This is a genomic window from Paenibacillus sp. WLX2291, from assembly GCF_046603665.1.
In the GTDB taxonomy this organism is placed as follows: domain Bacteria; phylum Bacillota; class Bacilli; order Paenibacillales; family Paenibacillaceae; genus Saccharibacillus.
On record NZ_CP176755.1, the window covers coordinates 1,730,133 to 1,742,341 of the forward strand.

Sequence of the window (12,209 nt, forward strand, 5' to 3'; positions counted from 1 at the left end):
CTATGGAAAAATTCATGTTAATAGATGGAAATAGTATCATTTACCGCGCCTTTTTCGCGATGCAGCAGCCGATGACGACTTCATCCGGTATGCACACGAATGCGGTGTATGGATTTACAAATATGCTGTTGCGCTTATTGGAAGAAGAGCAGCCGACTCATGTGATGGTCGCCTTTGACGCGGGCAAGATTACTTTTCGTCATAGCAGCTATGAAGACTACAAAGGCGGACGCCAAAAGACACCGCCAGAGCTATCCGAGCAGTTCCCGTTGCTCAAAGATTTGCTGACTGCGTTCGGCATTTCCCATTATCAGCTAGAAGGCTACGAAGCCGACGATATTATCGGCACATTGTCTTTTCAAGCTGAGCAAAAAGGCTGCAATGTGCTGATTATTAGCGGTGATAAGGATATGCTACAGCTTGCATCGGAGCATGTGAAGATCGCCTTAACTCGCAAAGGAGTCAGCGAAATCGAGCCATACGGACCTGCTGAAGTGCAGGAGCGCTACGGCTTGACGCCTGCCCAGATTATCGATCTAAAAGGTCTGATGGGCGATGCGTCCGATAATATTCCCGGTATCCCCGGTGTCGGTGAGAAGACCGCGCTCAAGCTGCTGCACCAGTTTGGTACCGTTGAAGAAGTACTGAACAATACCGATCAGCTAAAAGGCAAAATGAAGGAAAAAGTCGAAACTCATGCGGACGATGCGCGTCTGAGCAAGGAGCTAGCGACTATTTTCCGTGAAGTGCCGTTTGAAGCAGGTTGGGATAGTATGCAATACAACGGTATTCAGGCAGCAACCGCCGTGTCTGCTCTGCAAAAGCTGGAATTCAAATCGATTCTGCAACGTCTGAATCTGAATGATGTCGCTGCTCACCCGGATGCTACGCTGGATGATCTCGATCTGGACAGTATGGAAGTGATTCAGGCACCGGAATTACATGTCGTTATCATCGACGAGAAGAACACCTCTGAGCTGGAGCAGGTGTTGGATACAGTAGACGTTGTGCATGTCGAGAGTCATGGCGACAATCCGCATCATGCGGAGCTGGTCGGCATTTTATTTGCTACGCCGGACAATTATTACTTCCTGACCCCAGACACATTGAAAAGTGAAGGTGCTGCTGCAATTCGCACATGGCTTGCCGATAGCTCCATTTCCAAAAACGGTCACGATCTGCATCGCGCCGATCTGGTGCTGTACTGGGACGATATCGCGTTTGCCGGAGCATCGTTCGATATTCAGATTGCTGCCTATCTGCTCGATCCGACCGAATCTGGTCAAAGTCTGAGCGCACTGGCGGGCAAATACGGTCTGCCGCTGCTCGCGGACGATGAGCATGTATTCGGCAAAGGTGCCAAGTACAAAGTGCCAGAGCAGGATGTGCTGAGTCATCATATGGCACTCAAAGCGCATACGATTCGTCAGCTTGTGCCTTTGCAGCGTGAACAGCTGGAGCAGAACGAGATGACTCCGCTGTTCAACGATCTGGAGATGCCACTATCCCGTATTCTCGCGGATATGGAAAAGCAGGGCGTTGCTGTGAATACAGACGAGCTACGCGCGTTAGGCAAGGAATTTGAGCAGAAGATTAGCCAGCTCGTATCGCAAATTTACGAAATGGCAGGCACCGAGTTCAACTTGAATTCGCCGAAGCAACTGGGCGAGATTCTATTTGATCGTCTCGGTCTGCCTGTGAAAAAGAAAACCAAAACTGGCTATTCCACCAGTGCAGATGTATTGGAGGAACTGGCGCCGTATCACGATATTGTGCAGTACATCCTGATCTATCGTCAGATTGCGAAGCTGCAATCGACGTATGTGGAAGGTCTGCTGAAGGAGATTCATCCCAAATCTGGCAAAGTGCATACGTACTTCCGCCAGACGATTACAGCAACCGGACGACTGTCCAGCCAATATCCAAATTTGCAAAATATCCCGATCCGCCTCGAAGAAGGACGCAAGCTGCGCAAAGTATTCGTGCCTTCGCAGCAGGGATGGTCTATTCTGGCAGCTGACTATTCGCAGATTGAGCTGCGTGTACTGGCAGACATTTCGAATGATCCGGGGTTGAAAGATGCGTTTGTCCACGATATGGATATTCATACGAAGACCGCGATGGACGTATTCGGCGTGAGCGAGGATGAAGTGGACGGCAATATGCGCCGCTCTGCGAAGGCGGTCAATTTTGGGATCGTATATGGCATTAGCGATTATGGATTGTCGCAAAATCTGGGCATTACGCGCAAAGAAGCAAGTGAGTTTATCAATCAATACTTTGACGTATTTGGCGGTGTCCGCCAGTATATGGACGATATTGTCGGCGAAGCGAAGAAGAACGGCTACGTCAAAACGATGCTGGAACGTCGTCGCTACTTGCCAGAGATTCGGTCATCTAACTTCAATCTGCGCTCCTTTGCTGAGCGTACTGCAATGAATACACCGATTCAAGGAACTGCTGCCGATATTATCAAGCTGGCGATGGTGCATATGGATCGTGCCTTGACCGAGCAAGGGCTGAACAGCCGGATGCTGCTACAGGTGCATGATGAATTGGTATTCGAAGTGCCAGCCGATGAATTGGAGCAAATGAAAACACTTGTGCCACAGGTGATGAAGGATGCGCTCAAGCTAAGCGTACCGCTCAAAGCAGATGTTAGCTATGGTGCTAACTGGTACGAAGCCAAATAAGATGATTCGCATGTACAGAATCGTCATAACTATAGTGATAAAGGAAAGGTGAACACTTATGCCGGAATTGCCGGAAGTAGAAACTGTCAGACGCACACTAAACACACTGATCCCCGGCAAACAGATTGAACGGGTAACCGTCTTCTTGCCGCGTATTGTCCAGCGACCGGATGATCCGCAGCAATTTGCATTGGAATTGCAGGGACATACAATTGAGACTGTAGAACGTCGTGGTAAATTTTTGCGTATCATCATGGATGGACTAGTCATGGTTTCCCATTTGCGGATGGAAGGGCGTTACGGTGTCTATCCTCAGGACGAACCTGTGGAAAAGCATACGCATGTCATTTTCCATTTTACTGATGGAACAGAGCTTCGTTACAAGGATGTACGCCAATTCGGCACGATGCACTTGTTCAAAACGGGTGAGGATATGGAGTCCAAGCCACTCATGCAGCTGGGCAAAGAGCCGCTTGACCCGGACTTTACCACCGAGCAGTTTATCCAGATTATGGGCAAACGTAAAACGATGATCAAGCCGGTGCTGCTCAATCAGGCGTATGTTGTCGGAATCGGCAATATCTATGTTGATGAAGCACTGTTCCGCGCCGGTATCCACCCGGAAAGTATTGCGGGTAATCTGAACGAGGAGCAGCTGATTCGACTGCATGAAGCGATTGTATCGACATTGAACGATGCGGTTGCCGCAGGCGGCTCGTCGATCAAATCGTATGTGAACGGACAGGGCGAAATGGGGATGTTCCAGCACAGTCTGCGGATCTACGGACGCAAGGCGCAACCTTGCCATGAATGTGGAACATTGATTGAGAAAACCGTTGTTGGTGGCAGAGGCACCCATTATTGCCCGGTATGCCAGCCGTTGCCGACACGTGTGAATAGTTGAGGTGAAGCCATGAATATAGGGTTAACCGGAGGAATCGCCACTGGCAAAAGCTCGGTGGCATCATGGCTCGTACAGCAAGGGGCGGCGCTAGTCGATGCGGATCAAATCGCGCGCGAAGTGATGATGCCCGGACATCCAGTGCTTCAGCAGGTAAGTCAGCGTTTTGGCGCAGAGATGTTACTGGCTGACGGGACGCTGGATCGCAAACGTCTGGGTGCACATATTTTCGCACATCCTGAGGAGCGGCAGGCATTGGAAGGCATTACCCATCCAGCGATTCGGGAGTTAATTTACAGTCGGGTTGCACAACTGGAAGCACAGAATCCGCAGCGTCTAGTAATCGCGGATATCCCGCTACTGTATGAATCCAAGGGTGCATATACATTTGAAGACATTATGGTCGTCTACGTACCGCGAGAGGTGCAGCTACAGCGATTGATGCAGCGGGACACGCTGGATGCAGAACAAGCGGCGCTGCGACTGGCGGCACAGATGGATATTGAACAGAAAAAGCAGCTTGCTGATATCGTGATTGACAACAGCGGTACTTGGCAGCAGACAGAGGCGCAGCTACAACAGTTCTGGAATGGCAAGGCATTATGATGAGCAAGCTCAAAGCTATGCTGATCCGCAAGCGTGTACTGCTGCCCTTGTTCGTCATCGTATTATTGCTGGTGCTGTTCAATACACGCTGGATGGGACTGGTGTATCCAATTCAATATAAGGATGAGATTCGTGCCCATGCTGCGGCGTATCAGGTCGATCCCTTTCTGATCGCATCAATCATTCGAGTTGAAACGAATTACCAGCCTAGCATGGAATCGAAGAAGGGCGCACTCGGTCTGATGCAGCTAATGCCTGACACTGCCAAATGGGCAATGGAAAAGGCACATCTGAGCGATGTGACACTGGATTCGGTCAAGCATGATGTGGACCCGAATATCGAGCTAGGCACATGGTATATCAACAACCTGATGCAGCAGTTTGGCGGCAACAAGATCGCGGTCATCGCCGCCTATAACGCCGGGCCCGGCAACGTCAAAAGCTGGATCAAATCCGGCAAATGGGACGGTACGCTAGAAGATGCCAAAGATATTCCTTACGGCGAAACGAGACATTACGTCCAGCGTGTATTATATTATTATAAGCAATATACAAAGCTGTATGATGAGTTCTAAGTCAGAGTATGAGATTTGACGATCCTCATTGGATCAGTGTTCCCAAAATCAATGCAGCAGACGAACGATAGATGCAGCATACGCAGCCCACAACAGGCATCCACAAACCAACACAAAACTGTACAAGTATCATGACACGCAATCCAACAAGCCAAAGAAGCATTTGTGATGAAAGGAAGGTGACACAGCGGTGAAATGCCCCTACTGTGGTCACAATGGCACCAAGGTGCTGGATTCCCGCCCGGCAAACGACAACAAGTCGATTCGTCGGAGACGGGAATGCGAAAGCTGTAGCCGCCGATTTACCACGTTTGAGATGGTGGAAGTTACCCCTCTGATCGTGATCAAAAAAGACGGCAGCCGTGAAGAGTTTAGTCGAGACAAGCTGCTGCGCGGTCTGATCCGCGCCTGCGAGAAGCGTCCCGTATCGGTAGATCAGCTGGATGCAATCGTATCCGAAGTCGAAAAGAGTCTGTACGCTACTGCGCTCGCAGAAGTGGAAAGTCGCGCTGTCGGCGAACTGGTGATGGAACAGCTGTATCCGGTCGATGAAGTAGCATACGTGCGCTTTGCCTCGGTATACCGTCAGTTCAAGGATATCAACATGTTTATGAAAGAATTGCAAGGCTTGCTGAGCGATGAACCAAAGAGCGACAAGAAGCCGATCCGCAAGCACGAATCGAATCCTTCCGCATCCGAAACACGTCGAGATATGGAAGATATCGAACGCGACTGATCATCGTATCATTCATCAGGACAATAGCAACAAAAAAGCATCGCTGTCACGAATCTCATGTGAGAATTCGTGCAGTGATGCTTTTTTAGTGATGCTTTTTGTTGATTTATGATTGTAGTGCAATAGGGAGTTGCATACGATTGGGGGACATATACAACCGCATGAACATTATTGTTTGATCTGTAATTTGAACACGGCATTGGCGGAGGCACCGAATACGATTTTGCCGCCTTCCGGCAAGGTTACTTGTTTGTTGCCACTATTGATGGACGAGTAATACAACTGTCCATCCGCTGTGTACACAACGAATCCGCCTTTGGTCGGGATATCGACAGTAAGTTTTTTGCCGCCGGCAGCTTTGCCAATCTTGAACCATTTGGCTACATGGTCGGAAGGCAACGTTACAACGGAAGAAGCGTTAGCTGTCAGTGTATCCATATCATCTTCGCTAATATACGATTGCGTGGTGGATTTGACATACTCTTTCTTTTGCTTGGTGTAGAATTCAAGATCAAAGGTATCGCGACCGTTCATCACTGGAATTTGCAAAGTATTCACACTATGATTGCTGTCCACGATTTTGGTTGCCATCGCATAGCTTTTGCTGTTATCGAGCGTGATCGTTTTGGTCAATACCGATGGAGCGCTGTAAAAGACCGATTGAATCAATTCATCGACATTGTAATACGTTTTGCCATCGCGTTTCGCCCATGCTTGCTGCACCGATTTGTCGAGTTTTTGCAAAGGTAGCTTCTGTCCGATATACATGACCATATGCGATTGGCTGAGGTTTGGCAGATTGAGATAGCCATCTAGCTTCATATATGTCAATCCATTGCTTTGCTTCTCAAAGCTGACGGTAGCCGAGCCGTCTTCGCTTCGGAATTTGCCTTTGCCAGCGTAGATATAATCCTGTTCTGGCACAAGCCCAGACATTTGTGCGGCGACATGCAGTTTGTTATTGTTGAACGCGACATTGAATGTTTCACCAGTTACGGCATACAGACCAGCATATTGCTTCATTTCCGCAGGCATTGCTACCTTACTAGCAGGCTTGTCGATCTGTTGATCAGGCAGGATTTTTTTGATGCTGCCTTTTTCTTGTAACAGATCCAGCATCACAGTAGTGGCATACGCCTGATCAAATATCGACGAACCGCCAGCTGAAGTGACTGCCATACTCAATCGCTCACCCGGAATCGTAATGAGGGAAGAGTGATATAGAATCGTATCGCCGCCTTTGGTCATCGCTTTCAGACCATACCGATCAAACGGGGAGAGATTCATCGCATCCCAGCCTAGCCCATAGTTGAAAATATTAGACGTTTCTGGCACCCAGATGCCGTTGCGATATTGTGGTTTTGCCATCTCGTCGGTCGCTTCTTTGGACAGAATATCTGTACGTTGACCAGTCAATACTTCGGCAAAACGAACGATGTCTTCAGCGCTCGCATACAATCCACCAGTGCCGAGCATATTCGTATTTTCCACTGGCAAAGCGTTAACACTGTCTGGTGAACTGTACGTTTTCACCAGTTTTTTGCGGTCAAATGCATCCAGCGGAGTTGCGGTCGATTGTAGATTGAGCGGCTCGCTAAATTTCTCGCGGACAAACTGGCTGTACGGCATCCCGCCGACTTGCTCGACCAGCTTCTCTAGCATCTGGAAGCTATCATTGGAATAGACGGAGAATGCACCTGGATTGGCTTTTAGCTTTTCCGTTTTCATATTGTCCAGTAGGCTATCATAGTTGATCGTATTGTTGTCGTTGAACATGATACTGTTGCCATAATGACTGCCGTAAAAGCCGGATGAATGATCCATCAGCATACGTGGTGTAATTTGGCGATAACGCTCATCCGCCATACTGAAGTTCGGCAGGTATTGGATCAGTGGCTTGTCGATATCGATTTTGCCTTCGTCTGCTAGTAGCATCGTAGCGGCAGTCACATACATTTTGCTAGTGGAGCCGATACCGAACATGTCGGTGCTCGTAATTTTCTGTTTGCTTTTGCGGTCATTTACGCCCGCACTGCCGGATAATACAATCTGACTATGATCCATAATCGCATATTGCATTCCGCTCATCCCATATTGCTCCAGCATGCTGTTTGCCAGCTTCTGTGCACGAGCTTGTAATGCTGCGGAAGGCTGTGCCGCTGTGCTAGTAGCAGTAGCTGTGGTAGATACTGCCGTCTGCGCCGCCGTAGTAGTTGAAGCCGTGGATGTCGCTGCTCCCGCAGGTGTTACGGTAGTCAGTAGCAGACCGCTGAGCAGGACGGAACTCATGATGCGCTGAGTAGAACGTTTCATTGGTATTCCCCTTTTCGTTATGAAGTATGATGGTTTCTCTTGAACACATCCTCAGCATAACTGGAAAGCGGACAGTAGAGTGGAAGATGGGCTGAAACGACCATCAGCACCCCTGAACGACACATTTGGGTAGCAATATGAACGTACATGAATATAAGGATACAACTCTATTGCATCGTTATGATCAGACATCATAAAAAGGCAGTACAACCATATGATCCACCTGCTTATTGTGAAACTCCATCGTCATATGACCGCCATACTTATCACAAATGCGCGAAATATTCGTCAAGCCCAGACCGTGATATCCATCTTGGCGCTTGCTACTATTCCAATCCTCAATCTGGCGATCGGTATGATTGGCAATATGGATGTACAACGCCGATTCACTGGAATGAATCTTGATCGACAGATGACGATCTTCCGCAAGACGCACCTGTTTGCTTGCTTCTATCGCATTATCGAGCAAATTGCCAAGTACAATACACAGATCATATCGCTCGATGTGCAGCTCCGGCGTATGCAATCGCAATCGGGTATCGGTGCGGACTCCGTTGGATTTGGCAATGCTGAGTGTGTTGCTGACCAGTGCATCAATGACTAGATTGCCCGTATTGACGCGGTGGTACGTTTCTTCGACTTTGCCTAGTGTAATGCGGATATGCTCTAGCGCTGCTTGCGGCTCTTGGCGACGTACACATTCTTCGATATAGAGCATATGCTGATTCGTATCGTGAATGATGCGCTTGATATCCTTAAACGCATGAACGGTTTTCTCATAATTGGCATCCTGATAATCCATTTGTCGCTGTAAGTCGCTATTCTGTCCAATTAGCCGAAACCGTTCCATCAGCGTATTGAATAGGTACACGATAAATACATTTAGAAAAAGTAGTCCCAACACGGATACAACATAATATCCATTGCGAATGCTGTACATATACTGCATGTTAATCTGCCATACAGATAATAAAGGGATGATCAAAAATAGCAAATAGTATCGCTGTGGCAGCGGATAATTGCGGCGATGTGCCAGTAAACGAATGAGTTGTACTAGCATTAACATGACTAAGAATGAGAATACAATGAGTTTGAAGGAACCGACATAATTGCTACGGATGACCTCGTATGGTGTCTCGACAGAATACGAGAAGAGATCGAAAAATATCTCCACTCCCAGCGCATTCACAATCGTCTGCAATACCAGATAAACAAAGGTAAACAATAACAATGTCCCTACAGGCGCACGGTAAGACAAGGACATGGACAGAATCATCAAGACCGCAATGAGCGAAGACCATGTGGTAGGTAGATTGATCAGATAATAAACTAAGTACAGCAGGATAAAAGCGATCACATAGAGATAGGTGTGCGGTCGACGATGGTTGCTTCCAATCACTACATCAAAATACAGGCGTGTCAGCCATGCAGTAGGCAAGCCAAACAACAGAATTAATAGCAAATAATAGATATACATCCATCACACCTCCATTTCAGTCCAGCTCCATAATCATGAATCGGGTACATGCATCCTTCACTTCCTTCACCCGAGAGCGACCGATGGGCAGCTGCAAGCCGTTCGACATGTATACTTCATTTCCGGCAAATTTACGTGCATGTCGCATATTAATAATCGCTGAACGATGAATTTGCAAAAAGTGATGCACACGCAGCGAAGTCGCATACGTCGCTAGAATGCCGCGACTTTCATGCACATTAGTCGTCGTAATGAAGCGCAGCCGATTTTTGAGTGTTAAACTTTTGACCGCTTCAATCGCAATGAGTTCTTCATGTCGGATCACGATCTCATCATAACCGGACTTGACCACCAGCCATTTGTGCTCTTGTGCTTGCCAGTGGCGATGCAGCGACAATAGCACTTCATCGAACCGTTCCTGCTGCACCGGCTTGATCAAATAATGAAACGTAATCACATCAAAGCTATCCACCATATATTGCGGATACGCCGTTAGGAAAATAATCTGCTCATCCCGATGATTCCATGCTCGCAGCTGCCGCGCTGTCTCAATCCCGCTGCGCCCCGGCATCTCTACATCCAGAATCCATGCGTGAAAAGAAGGAAGCTGCTGATCATAATGTGCCAACAGTGCATCCCCGCTATGAAAAACCGTAATTTCAAATTCAATATCCGTTCGCACGGATAAGGCAGTCAGCATATGCTGTACATGATCGCGTTGCTGCTCAGAATCGTCGCAAATGGCTATTCGGTACATGTTCAGAACCCCCGTTTATCTGGATAGTATACGTATGCTTCACTGACATTCTAGGTAGAAATAAGAACAGTCGTATCTGTTCTATGCCTCATGTATAGTTGAATGACAAGAAGTAGAATAAGAACCTTTTTTATTTCAATGTTCCAGAGAGCTTTTATCGTACAAGCGACTCTCGTTTAGTGTACCATGTGAATCGTTCGCGATAAGATACATACGGCTGAAATGCACAAAAACAACCTTGAACGTTCTTTTTCATACGTCAGCATATAAATAAACATACAAAAAAGACCCGCAATTGCCGGAGCAATTACGGGTCGTGCGTATAATAGGTATGCGGTCGAGAGGACTCGAACCTCCACGGGGGTAAGCCCACACGGACCTGAACCGTGCGCGTCTGCCAATTCCGCCACGACCGCAAATACTATGTAACTTCCTGCCTTCGTGATGATGGTTCATGGTGTGAGATAGGAAGTGGTGAAAGAATCACCGTAATTAAGAGTATACATCGCGGCAAAAAAGAATGCAAGCTGTTTTTTGCGAACACAGCTTGCATGCAGAATACGGATTATATACGAATCCATAACTATTGTATTATGCGACTGTATGATGGTCATGCAATGCTATTACTTTTTGGTTAACATTGTTTGCATCGTTTCAATCGCATACGTTTTGGCAGGTGGTGTATCGTTGAAAAAGCCCGGATCAACGATATACACATGCTTCTCCTGTACAGCTTTCAATCCGCTCCATTGCGAACCATTTGCTGTAGCTGCCATTCGTTTATTTAATGCTTCTACGGTATCGTCTTTGACACCAGTAGAGATAAACAGATAATCTGGATTGAGCTGTTGCAGCTGTGCGATTGTAACTGGAGTGGAAGCAGCGCTCGTATTGATACCAGCTGGTGCTTTGAGTGCCATATCCTGATACAATACCGAACCGACACCTTGCTGCGTGCTGCCAAAGATTGTCATAACATCATTTTGTACTTGTACAGCTGATACTGTACCGGAACCGATGACCGGAGCAATCGCTGACTTGGCAGCATTGGAAACTTTCTGGTAGGCATTCATGTACTGTCTGGCAGCAGTGTCGCGATCCAGAAACGTGCTGTACATGTACAGCTCACTACGCCAGTCCAGCGTTGGATCGATATACACAGTCGGTGCAATCTTGGTCAGCGCATCATAGGTTGCACGATCACTGTTATCGGTGAAAATGATATCCGGTTTGGAGCCAGACAATGCGCTTGGATCAAGCGATCCGTCTGCCGTTTCGATCACTGTCAGACTTTCTTGTTGTTCCTGCTCGGTGTAGGCAGGGAATGTATAACTGCCACCAGCCGGTTTGGCTGCCAGCGATACCTGAGCATCCAGCGCATTTAAATAATCCATCGCAAACTGATCTGTTACCGCGATGCGTTTAGGCGAAATCGGCACATTAACCATCTGTCCAAACGAATCCCGCACCGGCATTACTTTTATCCCATTTGGATTAAAAATATCCGCCCGTGTTTCTTTCGGTTGCCCACAAGCAGTCAGAAAAACAAGAACCAGCAGCAGTCCAAGTCCTGCTCTGGCAAGAGCTTTGTGTTTCAAAGTATCCGCCTCTTTTCCCAATGTATCGGTATGCCGGACTATGCATGATCACATTCCGGTTTGTTATGAAAAAATACCCAATATCATTATTATACCAGTAGTCGCGGAATGGAAGTCAACGCAATGCTCTAACTGTCACCGGCTTGTCACACAGTGGGGCAGATACGCGAAAAATATGTAATGATAGGCATAGCAAATAGATATATAGCGAGTTAGCGATAAAAAAAGTACATTCTATCCGACCCAAATAAGTTCCTAGCAACAAGCATTCATTGTGTTGCAACGAAGGACATATATTGTGAAGTTTAAGGTAACAGCATACTGGATAGTATGCTGTATTGGATAAACCGATTCACATTGATTATAGAGATACGATCCTATTCCTATAGCTGTAAAGGCAGTATTGACCGAGTTAGGAGCATATGATATATTATAGAAGTTGATCAACAATATAATAATTACATATGAGGGGCCTTAGCTCAGCTGGGAGAGCGCATCGCTGGCAGCGATGAGGTCAGGGGTTCGATCCCCCTAGGCTCCATACGATAAACCA

9 protein-coding genes and 2 tRNA genes are annotated in these 12,209 nt (G+C 47.4%); 6 read left to right on the forward strand and 5 right to left on the reverse strand.

From position 1 onward, the window contains the following. Positions 1–2 precede the first annotated feature (2 nt). The 5 genes from polA to nrdR all read left to right on the forward strand — a co-directional run bounded on the left by polA (position 3) and on the right by nrdR (position 5,511). Positions 3–2,693: a DNA polymerase I gene (gene polA, locus ACDE64_RS07455; protein WP_411349538.1), complete on the forward strand. Its 2,691-nt coding sequence runs from the start codon at positions 3–5 to the stop codon at positions 2,691–2,693. Positions 2,694–2,751: 58 nt separating this feature from the next. Beyond that, positions 2,752–3,597, forward strand: coding sequence for a DNA-formamidopyrimidine glycosylase (gene mutM / locus ACDE64_RS07460; protein WP_411349539.1), 846 nt, complete (start codon positions 2,752–2,754; stop codon positions 3,595–3,597). Between the two features lie 9 nt (positions 3,598–3,606). Then, positions 3,607–4,200 carry a dephospho-CoA kinase gene (gene coaE, locus ACDE64_RS07465; protein WP_411345849.1) on the forward strand — a complete coding sequence of 198 codons (594 nt, stop codon included), beginning with the start codon at positions 3,607–3,609 and terminating at the stop codon, positions 4,198–4,200. Continuing rightward, positions 4,200–4,775 carry a lytic transglycosylase domain-containing protein gene (locus ACDE64_RS07470; protein ID WP_411350249.1) on the forward strand — a complete coding sequence of 192 codons (576 nt, stop codon included), beginning with the start codon at positions 4,200–4,202 and terminating at the stop codon, positions 4,773–4,775. The genes coaE and ACDE64_RS07470 overlap by 1 nt, the downstream gene beginning before the upstream one ends. A gap of 190 nt (positions 4,776–4,965) precedes the next feature. After that, positions 4,966–5,511: a transcriptional regulator NrdR gene (nrdR, locus tag ACDE64_RS07475; RefSeq protein ID WP_411349540.1), complete on the forward strand. Its 546-nt coding sequence runs from the start codon at positions 4,966–4,968 to the stop codon at positions 5,509–5,511. A gap of 168 nt (positions 5,512–5,679) precedes the next feature. Here nrdR and ACDE64_RS07480 read toward each other — a convergent pair whose 3' ends face one another. The 5 genes from ACDE64_RS07480 to ACDE64_RS07500 form a co-directional block, all read right to left on the reverse strand. Then, positions 5,680–7,824: a serine hydrolase domain-containing protein gene (locus ACDE64_RS07480; protein ID WP_411349541.1), complete on the reverse strand. Its 2,145-nt coding sequence runs from the start codon at positions 7,822–7,824 to the stop codon at positions 5,680–5,682. 184 nt (positions 7,825–8,008) lie between these two features. Then, on the reverse strand, positions 8,009–9,301 hold the full coding sequence (locus ACDE64_RS07485; protein ID WP_411349542.1) for a GHKL domain-containing protein: 1,293 nt from the start codon (positions 9,299–9,301) through the stop codon (positions 8,009–8,011). Positions 9,302–9,317: 16 nt separating this feature from the next. Continuing rightward, positions 9,318–10,058, reverse strand: coding sequence for a LytR/AlgR family response regulator transcription factor (locus ACDE64_RS07490; RefSeq protein ID WP_411349543.1), 741 nt, complete (start codon positions 10,056–10,058; stop codon positions 9,318–9,320). Between the two features lie 332 nt (positions 10,059–10,390). Next, positions 10,391–10,474, reverse strand: a tRNA-Leu gene (locus tag ACDE64_RS07495). 207 nt (positions 10,475–10,681) lie between these two features. Then, entirely contained in the window at positions 10,682–11,656 is a 975-nt protein-coding gene (locus ACDE64_RS07500; RefSeq protein ID WP_411349544.1) for an ABC transporter substrate-binding protein, read from the reverse strand. A gap of 468 nt (positions 11,657–12,124) precedes the next feature. On the opposite strand from ACDE64_RS07500, the gene ACDE64_RS07505 reads away from it, so the two are divergent. After that, positions 12,125–12,197 (forward strand) — tRNA-Ala (locus ACDE64_RS07505). Positions 12,198–12,209: the final 12 nt, after the last annotated feature.

Excerpts from the sequence above, each read along its gene's own strand:
- ACDE64_RS07480 (WP_411349541.1), bottom strand. The coding sequence starts at position 7,824 with ATGAAACGTTCTACTCAGCGCATCATGAGTTCCGTCCTGCTCAGCGGT.
- coaE (WP_411345849.1), top strand. The coding sequence starts at position 3,607 with ATGAATATAGGGTTAACCGGAGGAATCGCCACTGGCAAAAGCTCGGTG.
- polA (WP_411349538.1), top strand. The coding sequence starts at position 3 with ATGGAAAAATTCATGTTAATAGATGGAAATAGTATCATTTACCGCGCC.
- mutM (WP_411349539.1), top strand. The coding sequence starts at position 2,752 with ATGCCGGAATTGCCGGAAGTAGAAACTGTCAGACGCACACTAAACACA.
- ACDE64_RS07485 (WP_411349542.1), bottom strand. The coding sequence starts at position 9,301 with ATGTATATCTATTATTTGCTATTAATTCTGTTGTTTGGCTTGCCTACT.
- ACDE64_RS07490 (WP_411349543.1), bottom strand. The coding sequence starts at position 10,058 with ATGTACCGAATAGCCATTTGCGACGATTCTGAGCAGCAACGCGATCAT.
- ACDE64_RS07470 (WP_411350249.1), top strand. The coding sequence starts at position 4,200 with ATGAGCAAGCTCAAAGCTATGCTGATCCGCAAGCGTGTACTGCTGCCC.